Origin of the sequence: Bacillus sp. JJ675 (assembly GCF_036963165.1) — a bacterium.
In the GTDB taxonomy this organism is placed as follows: domain Bacteria; phylum Bacillota; class Bacilli; order Bacillales; family Bacillaceae; genus Bacillus; species Bacillus glycinifermentans.
Genome location: NZ_JBALMR010000018.1, coordinates 123,928 through 141,395 on the forward strand (window position 1 = coordinate 123,928; position 17,468 = coordinate 141,395).

Genomic DNA, 17,468 nt, shown 5'->3' on the forward strand with positions numbered 1-17,468 from the left:
CCAACTCCTTCCTTTTCACTGTCATGATCCTACAGCCGCTTCCTTTAGCAAGCCTTCCGCATTCGTTTGGTAAACGAGAAGGCGGTTCACCGCATTTACATACGCTTTTGCCGAAGCTTCAAGCACATCCTGCGCGACTCCGCGGCCGCCTGATTCTTTTCCGTCGATCAACACCCTGACATACACCTGGGCAAATGCGTCCTGCCCTTTGCGGTTGGATTGAATCCGGTAGTCTAAGAGCTGGATTTCTTTATCCATACAGCGCTTCAGCGTATTATAGACCGCTTCAACGCTGCCCGCTCCCGTCGCCGCTTCCTGAATGACCTGATCCGTCTTTTGGTCCTTCAACGAAACCGTCGCCGTCGGAACTTGCGATGTGCCGTAATGGACTTGAAGCGACACCAAATCGTAGCCGATTTTGCGGTCTGTCGCTTTTTCTTCAAGGATAAGAGAAATCAGGTCTTCATCTGTAAATTCTTTTTTCTTTCCTGTCAGCTCTTTAAATATGTTGAAAAACTTATTGATCTCCTCTTCCGCAAACTGGAATCCGAGCTTTTGCAGCTTATCTTTAAACGCATGGCGCCCTGAATGCTTTCCGAGCACAAGCGCGTCTGTCTTGACGCCGACAAGCTCCGGCGAAATGATTTCGTACGTTGTTTTTTCTTTTAGGAAACCGTCCTGATGGATGCCTGATTCGTGTGCGAAAGCGTTGTCGCCGACGACCGCTTTATTGCGCGGAACGGCCATTCCCGTCAGCTTGCTCACCAAATCACTTGTCCGTTTAATTTCATTCAATTGAATCGTAGACTCCGCCTGGTAAAAATCCTTCCGAATATGGAGAGCAACGGCAATTTCTTCAAGAGACGCATTCCCCGCTCTTTCGCCAATGCCGTTGATTACCGATTCCACTTGGTCAGCGCCGTTTTCAATGGCGGCCAGAGAGTTGGCGACGGCCATTCCCAAATCATCGTGGCAATGGGCTGAAAGCTTGACCCTGTCTGCATTGCGGACATTTTCCTTGATGTAGCGGAAAATGTTTCCGTACTCGGCCGGCGCCAAATACCCCACCGTGTCCGGAAGATTGATGACATCCGCACCGGCTTCGATTACCCGGCTCACGATTTCGGCTAAAAACGCCAGATCCGTACGGCACGCATCTTCTGCCGACCATTGCACGACCGGAAATTTCCGCTTCGCGTATTTAACCATTGCCACCGCCTGTTCCAGCACTTGCTCCCGCGTTTTTTTCAGCTTATATTTCAAATGGATGTCAGAGGTCGCAATAAATACGTGCAGCCGCGGTTCAGCCCCGTTTTTCAGCGCCTCCCAGGCCGAATCGATATCCCCTTTGACAGAACGGGCAAGCCCTGTTACCGAACAGTTTTTAATCGTTTGCGCGATTTCCTTTACAGCGTAGAAATCCCCGGGGGATGAAGCGGGAAAACCCGCTTCCATAATATTGATCCCGAGTTTTTCCAGCTGCCGGGCGATCGCCAGCTTCTCCTGCGTGTTTAAATTGACGCCTGGTGACTGCTCGCCATCGCGGAGTGTCGTATCAAAAAAGTTAATTTTTCGCACCGGCTACCACCGCTTCCTTCTTTTTGCCCTGTTTGACAAACGGCATCATTTCGCGAAGCTTTCTGCCGACCACTTCGATTTCATGCTCATTTTCTCTTGCATTGATGGCGTTAAAGCGCGGGCGGTTTACTTGGTTTTCAACGATCCATTCTTTCGCGAACGTTCCGTTTTGGATGTCTTTCAATACTTCTTTCATAGAAGCTTTGACATTTTCATCGACAACGCGCGGACCTGATACGAAATCTCCCCATTGCGCCGTGTCGGAAATGGAGTATCTCATGCCTGCCAAGCCTTCTTCATACATCAGGTCTACGATCAGCTTCAGCTCGTGCAGACACTCAAAGTATGCGAGTTCCGGCTGGTATCCTGCTTCTGTCAGCGTTTCAAAGCCGGCTTTGACTAGGGATGTCAGTCCTCCGCACAGAACCGCCTGTTCCCCGAATAAGTCTGTTTCAGTTTCTTCTTTAAATGTTGTTTCAAGCACTCCTGCTCTCGCACCGCCGATCGCTTTCGCATATGCAAGCGCCTTGTCTTTCGCTTCACCTGATACATCCTGATAAATCGCGAACAGCGCCGGCACTCCTGCGCCCTGCTCGAACGTTCTTCTGACGAGATGTCCCGGTCCTTTAGGAGCGACGAGGAATACGTCAACGTCTGCCGGAGGAACGATTTGATGGAAATGAACGTTGAAACCGTGTGCGAAAACGAGCGAATTGCCGGCTTGAAGCTCATCTTTAATCTCGGCTTCATACACTTTTTGCTGCTGTTCATCAGGAAGCAGAACCATGACGATATCAGCCTGTGCCGCTGCTTCTTTTACAGTAAATACTTGATGGCCGTCTTCTTCCGCTTTCGTGAACGATTTTCCTTTTCTGACGCCGACAATGACGTCGACTCCGCTTTCTTTCAGGTTCAGCGCATGCGCATGGCCTTGTGAACCGTATCCGATAACCGCCACTTTTTTTCCTGCCAATACGTTTTCTTTAATATCCTCGTTGTAATATACTTTTACCATTTCAATCTCTCCCTTTTTTTGTTTTTAAGATTTATACAATAGATATTGTTTTAATAGAGGCCGGCTTTTGCTGAGTACCTCTTGCAAAAGCCGTTGTGCCTGTTCTGGCAACCTCTTTAACCCCGTATGGCTTCAGCAGTTCAATAAGCGCTTCGATTTTGCTTGATTCGCCTGTGACCTGAATGACGACGCTGTCCTTGGCGACGTCGACCACTGTGGCACGGAACGGCTCGATCACGCCGTTGATTTCCGCTCTGCTCGAAGGAGGGGAGACGACCCTGATTAAAGCCAGCTCCCTTTGGACGATGGATTGATTCGTAATGTCCGTGACTTTTAATACATCAATCTGCTTATTTAGCTGTTTTGTCAGCTGTTCGGTTTCTTTTTCATCTTCCACATGAACGACGAACGTAATTCTGGAGATGCCCTCTGTTTCGGTGTGTCCCACCGTAATGCTTTCAATGTTATAGTGCCGTTTTGTAAACAGCCCCGTGATCCTGTTTAAGACGCCGGATTGATTCAGTACCGTGAGCGTAATGATTCTTTTCAAGGTTTCACCCCCACCATTTCATGAAGCCCTTTTCCAGGTGCAACCATCGGAAATACCTTTTCATCTCTTGCGACCTGAACGTCGATGACCATCGGTTCATTCGATGTCAAAGCAGCTTCGAGCTTTTCTTTCGCTTCCTCTTCAGATGTAATTCGGACGCCTTTGATGCCGTAAGCTTCAGAAAGCTTGATAAAATCGGGCTGCGACGAAAATTTCGAATGGGAATAGCGTTCATCATAAAAGATTTCCTGCCATTGCCGAACCATGCCGAGACAGTGGTTGTTTAACACGACGACTTTGATCGGAAGGTTGAGGTCGTGGATGACCGCCAGCTCCTGAAGGGTCATTTGAAATCCTCCGTCTCCGAGGAGGGCGACAACCGTTGCATCTTTCTCCGCAAGCTGCGCCCCGATTGCTGCCGGGAGCCCGAATCCCATCGTGCCGAGACCGCCTGAGGTCACCCATCTGTCGGCTTTTTTGAACGGATAGAACTGTGCGGCCCACATTTGATGCTGACCGACGTCTGTTGTCACAATGGCTTCGCCCCTCGTATATTTATGAATGTACTCGATCAGCTTCTGCGGCTTAAAGCCTTCGGCTGCATTCTCTTCATACCAGAGAGGATATTCGCTTTTCCAGCCGGCAAGCTGTTGTTTCCATTCATCAGAAGCGCTCGGTTTGCCGTTTTGCTTGATCAGTTCCGTTAAGACGAGTTTGCTGTCTCCGACGACAGGAATGTGCGTGTGGACGTTTTTGCCGATTTCGGCCGGATCAATGTCAATATGGGCGACTTTCGCGTATTTGGCGAAATGTTTCAAATTCCCTGTAACCCTGTCATCGAACCTCGCCCCGATGCTGATTAATAAATCACATTCATACAGCGCCATGTTCGCGGCATATGTCCCGTGCATTCCTGCCATTCCAAGGAAAAGCGGATGGTCGGCCGGAAAACCTCCGAGCCCGAGCAGCGTGTGNNATCTGCTGCTGTTCGACATAATTTTTTAATTCTTCCGACGCTTTCCCGTGCAAAACGCCGGCTCCGGCTAAAATAACCGGCTTTTTCGCTCCGCTGACCGCTTCCACAAGCTTTCTGACCTGCAGATAATTCGGCTCTTTTGTCGGCTGATAGCCCGGCAGGCGAATGTCATGGTCGTAGCTGAATTCCCCTTCGATTCCGGCGATATCTTTCGGGATGTCGATTAAAACGGGGCCAGGTCTGCCGGTTGTCGCGATGTGGAACGCTTCTTTAATGATTCTCGGCAGGTCTTCAGCCTCCCGGACCTGGTAGCTGTGCTTTGTGATCGGCATCGTAATCCCGATCACATCCGCTTCCTGAAAAGCGTCAGATCCGATGACCGATGTCGCTACCTGACCCGTAAACACGACCAGCGGCAATGAATCGATCATTGCATCGGCAAGGCCGGTCACGAGATTGGTCGCCCCCGGCCCCGAGGTGGCGATCACGACGCCCGGCTTCCCGGAAATTCTCGCATACCCTTCCGCCGCATGAATCGCCCCTTGCTCATGGCGCGTCAACACATGAAACATTCCCGATCCGTAAAGTTTGTCATAAATCGGCAGGACAGCCCCGCCAGGATATCCGTAAATCACTTCAACATTTTCCCGCTTTAAAGCTTCAATCAGCATCGACGCCCCAGCCATCGTTTGTGTACATTGGGCATGATCTGCATCCAACTGTACATTCGTCCTCATTTTTCTTCCTCCTTATTTGTTCATCACTCACAACTTCAAGTTTGATTTTGATTTGATCTATATGTGCCGCAAAGCATGCATCCATTATGCCTTTACAGCTAAAAAAGCCTTCCCGCCCACAATGGCGCTGCTTACCTCGCAGGCCAAAGGGGCGAAAAGGCTTTTCTTTCCGCGGTACCACCCTTGTTCACGGCCGTTACGGCCGCCTTATGGATAACTATATCCGCTTTAATAACGAGTGATCGTTTCGGTTCACCCGGCCGGCCCTACTAAATTCTAACGAATCGTTCAAACCGGCACTCAGAGGGGAGTTCGCAAGCGGAGGCCGCCACCGGTTTCCAGCAATCCCGGCTCTCTGTAGACGGCGTTTCCGCTGTTACTTATCCTCTTCTACGTTTATCTTTATTCAGCTGACATTCAAGCTTTGATCGTTAAAGTTTACCTTTTCTCCTTCACGCACAACGCGTTCGCGGAATTTTTCCAGCATCCGGTTTGTATGGACTCCCGGCTTTCCGCTTCCGATCTGCCGGCCGTCCACTTTGACAACAGCGATGACCTCGGCAGCGGTTCCCGTCAAAAACACTTCCTCCGCCGTATATACATCATGGCGGGTAAACGGCTCTTCCTTCACTTCATAGCCGAGCTCTTCGGCGATTTCAATGATCGCATTGCGCGTGATTCCTTCTAGCGCGCCAAGGTATCCCGGCGGCGTCAAAAGCTTTCCGTTTTTATAAATAAAAACATTATCCGCAGAACCTTCGGCAACATAGCCTTGATCATTGAGCATAAGCGCTTCGCTGACCCCGGCCATCCGCGCCTCGATCCGGACAAGAATATTATTTAAATAATTCAGGGATTTTACTTTCGGGCTTAATACATCCGGCCGGTTTCGTCTTGTCGGCACAGTAACGATATCAATTCCCGTTTCATATAAATGCTTTGGGAATATTGCCAATGGTTCGACAATTATGATGACACTAGGGGCTGAACAATTGTTTGGATCGAGTCCGAGATCTCCCGGCCCCCTTGAAACAACCAAGCGGATATAAGCATCTTTGAGCCCGTTTTTCTCTACCGTTTTCAGAACGTGATCCGTCAGTTCTTCCTGCTGATAAGGGATCTCGAGCAGGATGGATCTTGCTGAATCATACAGGCGGTCCATGTGCTCCTTCATTCTGAAGATGTTTCCGTCATACACCCTGATGCCTTCGAACACCCCGTCGCCGTATAAAAAACCGTGATCATAGACTGATATTTTAGCGTCTTCTTTTTTAACGAGTTTGTCGTTTAGGAAGATCCACTGGTCTTTCTGGTCCCCCATCCTTTTCGCACACCTTTCTGTTGTAAATGAACGCGTTACCTGATTAAAAAATCATGATGCGGGAACCCGTTTTCCCGCCGTTATTCTCCGGGAAAATTGAAAAGCTCTAAAGCGATTTGATCTTTTGTTTGAACTCATATTACGCTCCTTTACAAACAGTGTCAACCGTATTTTTTAAAATTATTAGACAATTTAGATTTATCAATCTACTTGTATACGCTTACATGATTGATATAAAAGGAAATTCAAAATTAAAAAATAATTAAAAATTTTTTCTGTAATCTATAAAGATTACACAATGAAAACGAAGTTTTATACTGTTTTGTCATATTTCATGACAGAAAAAATGGAGCCTCCCTGGTTGCCGGATTAGGCTTTTAACCGGCAAACGTGTACAGACTCCTTTTACATACATTTACATAAAGTATTATAAATAAGAAAAGATAGGTGGATGTTATGTACAGCACATTTTCAGCTTTCCCGTATTCTGATCCTGCTTACGAAGGCGGATACCGTCAATATCCAGGGTTTTTCGGATATCCGGGATTCCCGGGATATCCCGGATACTTCTCTGTACCTCAGATGACCTACGTATATACGCCCGGCACTCCAACGACATACTACCCGTATGGTTCTGTTTTAACCGGTCCAACCCCCGCAGGCGCCATCAGCCACCCGGGAGTCATCAGCAGTCCCTCTGTCGGTGCGCATGGATTTAGAGGGGTTGGCGGCGGGTTCAGATAAAGAAGGAACACCCGTTGAATTAAACAACCCCCTGAGCAATCATCGCATCGGCGACCTTGATGAATCCCGCAATGTTGGCTCCTGCCAATAAATCACCAGGGCGTCCGTACTCCCCGGCCGCCTTCATGCTGTTTTGGTAAATGCTTGTCATGATATCGCGCAGCCTGTGATCCGTCTCCTCTGCCGTCCATCGCAGACGGGCGCTGTTTTGCGCCATTTCCAACGCAGAAACGGCGACACCGCCGGCGTTGGCGGCCTTTGCGGGACCGAACAGAATGCCAGAATTCAAAAAGCGCTCGATGGCTTCCTGTTCAGACGGCATGTTCGCCCCTTCCCCGACGGCTTTTACGCCGTTTGCGATCAGCATGTCGGCCGCTTTTTCGTCAATTTCATTTTGGGTCGCGCACGGAAGCGCAATGTCGCAAGGCACGGACCAGATTCCTGAACAGCCTGTGTAATAATGCGCGTCAGGATGTTCATCTACATACTCAGCGATTCTTTTGTTCCCGACTTCTTTCAATCGTTTGACAGTATCAAGATCGATCCCGTTTTTATCGTATACGTATCCGTCAGAATCGCTGCAGGCGACCACTTTTGCACCAAACTGCATCGCTTTTTCCATGGCGTATATCGCTACATTTCCCGATCCCGATACGACGACGGTGCTTCCTTCAAAACTCAGCCCCTTATCCTTCAACATTTCTTCGACAAAGTAGACAAGCCCGTAGCCGGTGGCCTCTGTGCGCGTTAGACTGCCCCCGTATTCAAGGCCTTTCCCCGTCAAAACACCCGCTTCATAAGCGCCGCGTATTTTTTTATACTGCCCGAACATATACCCGACTTCTCTTGCGCCTACGCCAATATCGCCCGCCGGCACGTCTCTGTCTGGTCCGATATATTTATGCAGTTCATTCATGAAGCTCTGCGTAAAACGCATGATTTCCCTGTCTGATTTGCCCTTTGGATCAAAGTCGGATCCGCCCTTTCCGCCTCCGATCGGAAGGCCTGTCAGAGAGTTTTTAAAAATTTGTTCAAAGCCTAAAAATTTAATGATGCTTGCGTTAACGGAAGGGTGGAAACGGATGCCCCCTTTGTACGGGCCGATCGCGCTGTTGAACTGGACGCGGAATCCGCGGTTAACCCGAACCGTCCCCTGATCGTCAACCCACGGAACCCTGAACACAATCATTCGTTCCGGTTCCGCAATTCTCTCAAGTATATTGTGCTCAATATACTTCGGATATTTCGCAAAAACAGGGACAAGCGAATCAAAGATTTCTTTTACCGCTTGAAGAAATTCGCTCTCATGAATATTGCGCTGCCGTACGGTTTCAAACGCTTCTGTCACATAATCTCTCGCCGCTCGCATATTTGTTTCTTCAGCTTTTTCTAGTGTGTGCACCTTTCTTCAGCTCCCTTTTTAAGTTGGATGTCCGATTGAACGTTGGAAGATTTTCTATCATGGTAAATATTACATCTTGGAGGCGTTTCCATCAATCTGGATAACAGATCAAACCATTGCTTGTATGAGATATATGTCTAAAACTGTGAATTGGCGGGTATTTAGGCAGGGCGGTGACGAGCGAAAGGCAAGGCGAAACGGACTATCGCCGTTTCGAAAGTTACTTGATCAAAATAGACGTTTAGGCCAATAAAGCGAGGTTTTGGGTGGGATGCCGGGGGCTTTCAAGTATCAGCTCAAATCACATTTTTTGTTGATCCCGATTTAGAGTCATAAAAAAATGAATCGTTCAGCATAAAATTTTGTTAAAAGTGACAGAGGCTCATTGCGCCGCTTTCATGGGCTGTTTTTTCTTGTGGAACCATTTATGCCCATAGTATCTTTTAAAAGATATGCGATAGGAGGCTTAGATCATTTGAAAAACATTAGAAGGTATTTCAAGAGACACCCCGGAATAGGTTTTACTATAGATTTTGTCGCAACGGCTATTTGTTTAATGATCGCCTATCTGCTTTTACCCGGAATGTTAGGCACCCTCATTGCAGTGGCGGGATTGCTTTCGATCAGAAGCCTATTAGGTACATATTGGTCGGCTCAGGGGGAATAAGCCTCAATATTACAGTAATTTTGCCTATCAATTCCGCAATCTTTATGAAGATCTTCGAACAGTATCCTGATGCGCATCCGGTGCATGGTGAATCGGGTGTTTTGTTTATTAACCTTATAAAAAAACTTATCACAATTAACCAAAAGAACAGGAGACTATAAATGGATATCTTAATAAGACGAGAGCTCACTGAAGATTATAATACGACTGAAGAAATTGTTAAAAAAGCCTTTTTAAATGAGGAATACAGCGACAAGAAAGAACACTTGCTTGTAAATAGGATCAGAAAATCAGATGCATTTATTCCTGAACTTTCATTAGTCGCAGTAAATCAAGACAAAAATATCATCGGTCATGTACTTTTATCAAAAATAAAAATCGCAGATGGCGATAACACTGTTGATTCTCTGGCACTTGCTCCAGTTTCTGTTGCACCTGAGTATCAGAAAAAAGGAATTGGGAGCCGGTTAATTCGTGCTGCCTTAAAAAACGCAAAAGAACTTGGTTATCGTTCAGTCATTGTTTTGGGACATAAAGACTTTTATCCGAAGTTTGGTTTTAAACCGGCTAGCTTATGGAATATACAAGCCCCGTTTGAAGTGCCTGATGAAGTATTTATGGCTCTTGAGTTGACAGATCATTCTCTTGAGCATGTGCGAGGTGTCGTTCATTATTCGAAAGCTTTTTTGGAGTAACAGCGAGGTGAATGATTAAGATTGGAAAGAGGTTGTTTCCAACATCGGTTTATAACATTTTCTATGAACAGCTTCTTTTTTTATGAGGATATAATCAACTCCGAAGGATCCAATTTTTCTTAAATCCCAGCAACTGCAATTCCCACTATTTTTTGAAGAAACCGAAGGTGTGTTACTAAAGTTATTCAGGGAAGATTAGGCCATACACAAATTGATCCTACAAAGCTAATTTAAGCTCATGTAATTGAATAAACTGACCAAAAATCAGCCGACATTTTTTTGAACATAAATCAGCGGGCGGAAATTCAAAACTTAAATCTACTCTCAAAACGCAGTTTCAAACCAAAAACAGACCGAATTGTTCCAGGTAAAAAAACCACGAATCCCTGCATATCAGAAGGTTTGAAGCTTTTCTGCTGTGACGTCCCATGTAAGAGGTAAACTCCTGACCGACGGCTGAAAAGGCCGTTGACCCTAGAAACACTACAGGACATTACCTCCTCCGCTATATCATCACCCCACCCTTTTGCTTTCTATAGGAACTAAAAATACCTAATTGGGAGTGAATCTGCTCCCAATTTTCTATTGTATTCATTTCCTTGAAAATAGAACATTTGCTTCCTTCTAAGAAGACGATGATTACTTGCAAGATCGGGAACAATTAAATGAACAGCTATGATGTGCCGGAGCATGTCAGGTTGCTTCGAGAGTTAAAAACCAAACAAAAGAGTGAAAAGGCCCGTTCTTAATATGAACCAAATAGAAGAAGACATAGGAATAATATGTGAAGCGATGGAGTATAATTCAAAAGTTCAGTTCTCATTGTTTTTAAAGCCGCTGCTCATTTTAAATGAGGAAGATTCCGGAGAGATTATTCAGGTCGAGAGGCTTACCTATTTCATAAATTTGCAACGCAAGCTTTTCCGTGTCGTGTATTCAAAAGGAGTTTCAACTCTTATAAAATTTCAGGATGCTATGAGCTTAGAAAAGAAGTAAGCCCCTTCTCAAAATGAAAGGGCCGCTCTCCTCATATGGCCGATACTTTTTTCGGCCAGCTTCATTTCATGTTTTATTCAGCCTTTTTAGCTGAATACTCATTTACTTCAAACGTAAGAATATTGCTAAAGATTATATGATCTTTTCTGTTATCAAACGGTCCTTTGTTATTTTCGTGCTTATCGATTGCATACCTCTCAGGACCTGTACCAGCAGCTTTTTGATCATACCACGAAATAAATTTATTAATCTCTTCCATTGTAAGATCGAACTCTTTTTCAAGACCAGTTGTCATTGTTACCACTAGAATTGCTCGTTTACCTTGTGTGTCTTGTGTTGGTTCATCTGAAGTTTGTGGAACTTCTCCATTTCCTGTAGAATCATCAGACGGTGTATCAACAGAATAATTAGAGCGTTTCCTTCGGGAGAAACTTGGAGAAAAAGCCGTGAGTCACAGCATTCTGATTTCCCTTTGCTGCTGTGCCGCCTTTGTTCCCCAAAGCGTTTATATTGCTGGGTGGCGCGCCTACTTTTTTGTGTGCACACTTTTTTCAGGGACACTTTTTTCATTCCCAATCGTGCCGCCTTTTCCATGACTTGATGGTGTTCACTGACACCCCGTGCTTTTCGGCAAGTTCCTTGTATTTCATTCCTTTGACATAATCTTTTTGTGCTTGAATGTGCTTTTCGGCCATCTACATTCACCCGCCGCCCCCTTCTGATTTGTGTTTGTTTTGAAAATAAAAAAAGCACCCCGATGGATGCCTAAGATTCATTAAACTTACTGTCAATATCTTTTATAATAGTTCTAAGTTCCACAATGTCTTTCTCTTCGTTCGATTCAAGAAGAAAGCAGTCTGCCTTATCCGGAGAAATAAACATTATTTCAAGATTTTCTTTTGAGTCATTTAACGTACACATATTCCAGTTAAGAGCTAACTTCTTTTTAACCTCTCTTATATCACTAGTCAATTTTTCAACTTTTTTTAATTTTTCTTCATAAGCTTGTTGAGTGATTAGATGTAGTCTAGAAGTATTTCTTAAAGAAAGTCTCCTTAAGAATAAACTGACACCCACTACTAAAACTATAAAGGAAAATGCTTGAAAAAAGAATCCAACAGTATCATAATACACCATGTTAAATATTGGTCTTATATATCTTTCTAACTGATTATTATCTGGATTCGTAAGATCAAAGAAAGCAAAAAAAGACATAGTAGGATTAGACTCTGATGCTTTTATATATTCTTGTTGAATACCAAAAGCAGTTAAACTAAAGATAAATGTAAAGAGCGGAACTACAAAAGATACAACTCCAGTAAAGAAAGGCAAAAAAAACAAATTAACAAATGTGACACGTGATAAGAAATTCTCTTTCCTCTTAAATTCATCTTCTGTTGCAATTTTAATCATTTTTAAATCATCTATACTATGTTTATTTATTAACCAACTCTTTATGGTTTTCATTCTGCGTATGCTTAATACATCAATTATATGAAATTTCGAGAAAAACTTTAGCAAACCTTCCTGAGAGCTTTCCCTAGTATTTTTTAAAATATAATGTTTAATTATAAGTTCATTTTTTTCTATTACACTTTTCTTAAAAAGAATCCCCAAGAATATCAGTATAAAATACGGAAGTAAGAATGCGACTAAATTTTGCAGTAATAAATATCTCATTGAAAATTGACCGCCTGAAGCCTATATTACAACATAAAAAAAATAGAGAAAATAAGCAATTAGACTTCCCATCGAATATTTATGAGTTCTAAATAAAAAGATGTCCTTGCTAATTAATTGCAAGTTAAAAAACGACTCTGCATAATTACAGAGTCGCCTTTACTCATTATATTTTGCGTCGTGACCCGGGATTATCTGCCTCCCCGTCCTGCCTTCCATTTTACACGACCGATTTTTCCGGATTCACCAACTGCACAATGTGGCCACCTTGTCGTTTATATGTGTCTTTCCTGACACCCATGATCTCTTCCCAATCCCCGCCTCGTTAAAGGATCATCTTCCTTCGTTAAGGGGCTTAATGCTTTTTAAGTTGTTGCTTCGTGTCAGCTGATAAAACATCTCTTATCTTTCTTTTTCATTCTCCTAACCGAATAAACACCACCTTGCACTATTCGTTTTTTTATTTGAATTGGCTCCAGCAAATCTCCAAGAGGACGCAAAAGTTATAAGGAGCCATGTGAAAATGACTTCCTGTGCAAACGGGATCTCACCGCTTGCAATCCTCGCGACTATCGTTCGCAATCCTGCATAGAGTTCAACCGCTCCTGTGAAACTGACGACCTTCATCATCATTCGATACCTCCAGGTACACACTTGATAAGGGAAAGGTGCATCTCCCATTCTCCATTAAAAAACGGACATCAATCATCTGCATAACATCCTTGTGCAAAAGATCAACGTCCGCAGGCTCTCCGTCTTGGACTCAATATTCACGTTCGTTTTTTTGTATCTATCGTATGACAAAGTGGAATTAAAAAAGTCCCCTATTTTATCCCCCTTTTTGTCGGATTTTTCTCGATTTGAACATAAAAAACCTTGAAAGACAGTAGCCAATCAAGGTTCTAGAATTACATTTTATTTTGCATCATCTTCATAAAGGCTGTCCAAAAATCCATTGATGTTATCAGCTAGAAAATACATATTGCTCATGTCATCAGGATTCTCTGACTCTTCTTCATGATCCCAAAAGTATATCTTTTCATAATAAGGCTCTTCGGTTCCTAAACAAATAACATTTCCTGCGGGATCTTCTGCAATAGGAATAAATCCTTCAGGCAAACGGTCGTCCATTATGTCCAAGAAATCCTCTAAATTATCATACATTTCCCCAATTCCATAAAAAACGTTTAAGACACTGGAACCTTGTTCATCTGAAATTTTAAATATATTTGGTCTTGCTTTACCGCCATTCCATTTTAATAAAAATTCTTTATAAAGCTCTGACAGCTTAACATTATTTTCTGATTCAAATTGTTCGATTTGTTCCAACGAAAGTTGATCGTGTGAATTAATTATTTTAGCCATATTACAATTCCTCCTCTTTATTTACCGTTAACAGTATTAACCCCACCAACGTGAGTAAATTCTCTATGCACTTTTTTATCAACCAACATCATTGTTTTTCCATCTTCATGATGATGCCAGGTATATCCTTCTGGTGGCTCGTTTAAAGCAGCTACCGGCGGATCAGAGTCCTTGTTTAACCCAGCCTTTAAATTTGCCTGTCTAAAGTCTGCTGAACGATTTGTTGGTTTTGCAACCTCAATCTCTACAGGTTTTACAGTAGGGTGCATATATGGGGTGAAGTCTGGATAACCTCCAGTATACCTAACCGTTTGTCCTTTTTTATTTGTATATACCCAAGTGCCATCTTTATCTATCTCTACTTTTCCACCTTTTTTCTCCCATTTTTCTGGAATAGGGGAATTTCTAGGCTTAGTTGCCAATTGTTCTTTTGTAAACCTTTTTATCGTTTCTTTTTTAACTTTAGTAACATCATTTACTTTACCCTTAGCTGACTTAAAAAGCACACTTTTCTTTCCATCCTCGGCCAATTCTTTTAATACCATCGGCGTATTCTTCACGTTAATAGAATTCGGTGCATCTTGAAGAATCCCTTGCAATGCAGGAGTATATCGATTATTAGGCGGCTTGATTGACTGTTTTACGGCCTTACCGGCTTTCTTCACCTTGCTTACCGCTGTTTTTCCCGCTTTCGCAATATCTTTTGAGCCAGTTGAAACAGAAGATTTTCCGCTCCTCAAGCCCCACAGGCTACCGATCATATAAGTAAAATAATGCGCTCTTGAATACGCATCCCCATGTACTACCTTCTCATCCCATTTTTCCGCCAACGTGTCAATCATGCTCAGAAAAGCGCCTTTATAATCGTATCCAAGAACAGTATCTAAAACAACCTGTGGGTCTTTATATAAATGGTCGATTGTCCATCCGATATTCCATCCCAGCTGAATTCCGCCATCAACAAAATCTTTCGCAAGATCATATCCGGCGACCGCACTGCCTTTAACTGATTTATATACAGGACCTAAATATTTTTCCCCCGCCTCATCTAATTTTTCCCCTGCGTCCACTACACCGTCTAAAAGGCCTTGACCGGCCTCTTTAACATTATTAATTGTCGCTTGAAGAGGATCGTCCCAGAACTCAATGGATTTAACATGCTCCATTTCTTCTGGTGTGAGATTATCATAACCGATTTCTTTAGCAATCTTAATATATTCCTCTGAATCGGATGCATTTTCGAGCTTTTTCCTCAGCTTATAAAGTTGAACATCATGTTCGCTAACTTCGCTAATCTCTTTTTCAAGCTTTGATCTCTTATCAAGCTTATCCAACATGACGCCCATCGCTGTCTCTTGATCCCCGCGTAAAGCATCCATCTCATCCGGCTTTAAAATCGAGCCTTTTTGATAGGTTGCAATCTCAATTTTAGGACCCGTATACATTTTTTCAAGCCTGGTTATGTACCTCTGCATCGTCTTAAGATCGTTTTCAGCGGTTTTGAGGGCGTTTGTCTGCTCCCTGTCAAAAGTGTGCAGCTTTTCAATTGTCTGATTGATGTCTTTCATTGCTTTTCGGTTTTGTTCATGAAAATCATTGTCATTCAAATCCGGCAAATCAACAATATGGCTGACTTTTGAAATCGCGGCGTTGGCTTTTGATACCAAATGTTTCGTTGTTCGATCAGCCGCGTTCAAGCCTTGTTCCAGATCGTGATCGAGAAAGGCTTGCGAAATATAACCGTTGTGATTCGGTTCCAAGGAATTCAGTGCATTTTTCACTTTTTTTAAAGATGACTCGTATTCCTCGACGAAAGATTCATAGAACCGCAAAAACGGAGTGTGGCATTCTTCATAAAAGGCGCGAATCGCGTCGCCTCCTTTACCTTCTAAAGCATCATCAAGAGCCGTTATCCCGTCAACGCTTTTTTTGAGATTGGCGATTTCTTCTGATTGCTTTTTTAATTGTTCCAGCGTTTGATCAATTGCATGGTGCAACGCATGGACATCAAGAGTCTTCATGGCATTCCCCTCTAATACTAAAGTTACAATCAGTATAGAGTTTACCACTTTACGGAAAGAAATTGGTGAATAAATCCTGTCTATCCACGAAAATGAATCTTATTGATCAGGTCAAAAAACCCACCTTCTGTTTCTTGAAGTATTAAAAATAAAAATGGCTTTAAGATTGTAGACATGCTTTTTAGAAGATGGTGCAGGTTGAATATATACGTTTAAACAGTTTTATAGGGATATAATGATATTTTATCGAATATACCAGAATTTTTCCCTACAGCTTTTACGCCTTTACCTTTGATCTTAAAGAAAAAAGCCTCAAACCCTTGTATACCAAGAGATTTGAGGCTTTTCAGCTTAACGTCCCAGGAGAGATTCGAACTCCCGACCGACGGCTTAGAAGGCCGTTGCTCTATCCAGCTGAGCTACTGGGACATGATGTGTTGTTTTGCTTGCTTTAACTATCAGCGACAAGATTTATTATATGCGTATTGTGCCCATAAGTCAACATTTTTTTAGAATTTTTTTTCATCACGAGGAAGAAGAAATTCTTCCTCATGAATGTTTCGGCAATCGGCAACGATTTGTTAAGCTTTCGATTTCCTGTCCGGATGTATCGTAAAAGCGGACTTCTGCGTTGTTATTGTCAATGCTTAGTATAGCATAAGTTTTCTCCCTTCGCACCCGGGGAAGGCGGATGCTGCCGGGGTTGATCAGCAGCTTTCCGTCCATCAGCTCGCTGCCGGCGATGTGGGAGTGGCCGAAGCAGATGATATCGGCTCCGAGTTCTTCCGCCCGGTAATACACATTTAACAGCGACTGCTTGATGCCGTATAAATGTCCGTGTGTAAAAAACAGCTTCCGCTCACCGATCGGTACGACGATTTCATCTTTAAATTCCCCGTAAAAGTCGCAGTTACCTTTTACCGTCAAGTAGGAAGCAAGCGCCGGATGAGAAGGGTCAAGCTCGGAATCTCCGCAGTGGATGTTGAGATCAGCATCCTTCTCATGACGTTTGGCGATTGTTTCGAGTTCATTTTCAAGGCCGTGGCTGTCGCTTACGATCAGCACCTTCATTCCGGCACCTCCTCTCCGTGTCAATCCAATAATGCGGTCAGCTTTTTGAGCGCATCCGCCCTGTGGCTGATCTTGTTTTTTTCGCTGCTTGAAAGCTGAGCCATCGTCTGATCCTTATCTTTGACGAGGAACACCGGATCATAGCCAAATCCGTTCGTCCCCATCGGCTCCTCTGTAATATAGCCTTCGACGGCCCCTTCGACCGTTTTCGTTTCCTGTCCCGGAATGCATAAGGCAAGCGCGCATCTGAATCTTGCCGAACGCTCTTCCTTTTCGACTCCTTCGAGTTCTTTTAACAGCTTCTGCAGGTTGGCGAGGTCGTTTTTTTCTTCTCCGGCATAGCGTGCCGAGTAGACCCCCGGCCTTCCGCCGAGATAATCGACGGACAGGCCGGAGTCGTCGGCAATCACGATTTTGCCGGTCTCTTTCGAAATCGTTTCCGCTTTGATGATTGCGTTTTCTTCAAAGGTTTGTCCGGTTTCTTCGATATCGGCCGTATAGCCGATATCCAGTAATGATTTGACATCATAGCCTCGCGGGGCGAGTATTTCTTTGAATTCCTTGACTTTTCCTTCGTTTTTTGTGGCAATGATGACTTCTTTCATTTCGTATCAAGCCTTTCTGAAAGTTTTATTGTTGCTGAATGGCCG

The 17,468-nt window shown here is 43.9% G+C and carries 15 protein-coding genes, 1 tRNA gene, 2 pseudogenes and 1 other annotated feature (1 of these 19 running past the window's edge); of the genes and pseudogenes, 3 read left to right on the plus strand and 15 right to left on the minus strand.

Annotated features, from left to right (window positions below):
* Positions 1 to 21: 21 nt before the first annotated feature.
* From V7126_RS04815 to ilvE, 5 genes and pseudogenes are all read right to left on the minus strand, one after another.
* On the minus strand, positions 22 to 1,578 hold the full coding sequence (locus V7126_RS04815; protein ID WP_046132040.1) for a 2-isopropylmalate synthase: 1,557 nt from the start codon (positions 1,576 to 1,578) through the stop codon (positions 22 to 24).
* The gene (gene ilvC / locus V7126_RS04820) at positions 1,565 to 2,593 is read right to left on the minus strand and encodes a ketol-acid reductoisomerase (protein WP_046132039.1); all 1,029 of its coding nucleotides are present in this window, start codon (positions 2,591 to 2,593) and stop codon (positions 1,565 to 1,567) included. The genes V7126_RS04815 and ilvC overlap by 14 nt, the downstream gene beginning before the upstream one ends.
* A gap of 31 nt (positions 2,594 to 2,624) precedes the next feature.
* The gene (gene ilvN, locus V7126_RS04825) at positions 2,625 to 3,143 is read right to left on the minus strand and encodes an acetolactate synthase small subunit (protein ID WP_046132038.1); all 519 of its coding nucleotides are present in this window, start codon (positions 3,141 to 3,143) and stop codon (positions 2,625 to 2,627) included.
* Positions 3,140 to 4,856 (minus strand): annotated as a pseudogene (ilvB, locus tag V7126_RS04830) (acetolactate synthase large subunit). Before ilvB ends, ilvN begins: the two are co-directional and overlap by 4 nt.
* Positions 4,857 to 5,000: 144 nt before the next feature.
* Positions 5,001 to 5,258 (minus strand) — a binding site (T-box leader).
* A gap of 4 nt (positions 5,259 to 5,262) precedes the next feature.
* Positions 5,263 to 6,177, minus strand: coding sequence for a branched-chain-amino-acid transaminase (gene ilvE / locus V7126_RS04835; protein ID WP_046132036.1), 915 nt, complete (start codon positions 6,175 to 6,177; stop codon positions 5,263 to 5,265).
* Between the two features lie 456 nt (positions 6,178 to 6,633).
* Here ilvE and V7126_RS04840 point away from each other — a divergent pair, with 456 nt between their 5' ends.
* Entirely contained in the window at positions 6,634 to 6,921 is a 288-nt protein-coding gene (locus tag V7126_RS04840) for a hypothetical protein (RefSeq protein ID WP_175075682.1), read from the plus strand.
* A 19-nt stretch (positions 6,922 to 6,940) separates the two neighbouring features.
* On the opposite strand, the gene gdhA is transcribed toward V7126_RS04840, so the two are convergent.
* Complete coding sequence (gene gdhA, locus V7126_RS04845) at positions 6,941 to 8,323, minus strand: NADP-specific glutamate dehydrogenase (protein ID WP_173427508.1); 1,383 nt, start codon at positions 8,321 to 8,323, stop codon at positions 6,941 to 6,943.
* A gap of 475 nt (positions 8,324 to 8,798) precedes the next feature.
* Here gdhA and V7126_RS04850 point away from each other — a divergent pair, with 475 nt between their 5' ends.
* Positions 8,799 to 8,990 carry a hypothetical protein gene (locus tag V7126_RS04850; RefSeq protein WP_175075683.1) on the plus strand — a complete coding sequence of 64 codons (192 nt, stop codon included), beginning with the start codon at positions 8,799 to 8,801 and terminating at the stop codon, positions 8,988 to 8,990.
* Positions 8,991 to 9,151: 161 nt separating this feature from the next.
* The gene (locus V7126_RS04855; protein ID WP_175075684.1) at positions 9,152 to 9,685 is read left to right on the plus strand and encodes a GNAT family N-acetyltransferase; all 534 of its coding nucleotides are present in this window, start codon (positions 9,152 to 9,154) and stop codon (positions 9,683 to 9,685) included.
* Positions 9,686 to 10,754: 1,069 nt separating this feature from the next.
* Here the strand turns inward: V7126_RS04855 and V7126_RS04860 are convergent.
* The 9 genes and pseudogenes from V7126_RS04860 to rph form a co-directional block, all read right to left on the minus strand.
* The gene (locus V7126_RS04860; RefSeq protein WP_309245914.1) at positions 10,755 to 10,985 is read right to left on the minus strand and encodes a hypothetical protein; all 231 of its coding nucleotides are present in this window, start codon (positions 10,983 to 10,985) and stop codon (positions 10,755 to 10,757) included.
* A 106-nt stretch (positions 10,986 to 11,091) separates the two neighbouring features.
* Positions 11,092 to 11,376: pseudogene (locus V7126_RS04865) on the minus strand (sigma factor-like helix-turn-helix DNA-binding protein); the annotation flags it as partial.
* Between the two features lie 70 nt (positions 11,377 to 11,446).
* Positions 11,447 to 12,361 carry a hypothetical protein gene (locus V7126_RS04870; protein ID WP_175075685.1) on the minus strand — a complete coding sequence of 305 codons (915 nt, stop codon included), beginning with the start codon at positions 12,359 to 12,361 and terminating at the stop codon, positions 11,447 to 11,449.
* Between the two features lie 915 nt (positions 12,362 to 13,276).
* Positions 13,277 to 13,726, minus strand: a complete 450-nt coding sequence (locus V7126_RS04875; protein WP_175075686.1) for an SMI1/KNR4 family protein — start codon at positions 13,724 to 13,726, stop codon at positions 13,277 to 13,279.
* Positions 13,727 to 13,743: 17 nt separating this feature from the next.
* On the minus strand, positions 13,744 to 15,747 hold the full coding sequence (locus tag V7126_RS04880; protein ID WP_175075687.1) for a T7SS effector LXG polymorphic toxin: 2,004 nt from the start codon (positions 15,745 to 15,747) through the stop codon (positions 13,744 to 13,746).
* A 355-nt stretch (positions 15,748 to 16,102) separates the two neighbouring features.
* Positions 16,103 to 16,176 (minus strand) — tRNA-Arg (locus V7126_RS04885).
* Between the two features lie 120 nt (positions 16,177 to 16,296).
* Positions 16,297 to 16,818 (minus strand): YfcE family phosphodiesterase, encoded by a 522-nt coding sequence (locus V7126_RS04890; RefSeq protein ID WP_216899093.1) that lies wholly within the window; start codon positions 16,816 to 16,818, stop codon positions 16,297 to 16,299.
* Positions 16,819 to 16,838: 20 nt separating this feature from the next.
* On the minus strand, positions 16,839 to 17,423 hold the full coding sequence (locus V7126_RS04895) for an XTP/dITP diphosphatase (protein ID WP_175075689.1): 585 nt from the start codon (positions 17,421 to 17,423) through the stop codon (positions 16,839 to 16,841).
* Positions 17,420 to 17,468, minus strand: the end of a protein-coding gene (gene rph / locus V7126_RS04900; protein WP_335497011.1) for a ribonuclease PH. The gene runs 728 nt beyond the window's last position; the window shows 49 of its 777 coding nt (coding positions 729-777); its start codon lies beyond the right edge, outside the window — the gene reads right to left on this strand; it ends in the stop codon at positions 17,420 to 17,422. The genes V7126_RS04895 and rph overlap by 4 nt, the downstream gene beginning before the upstream one ends.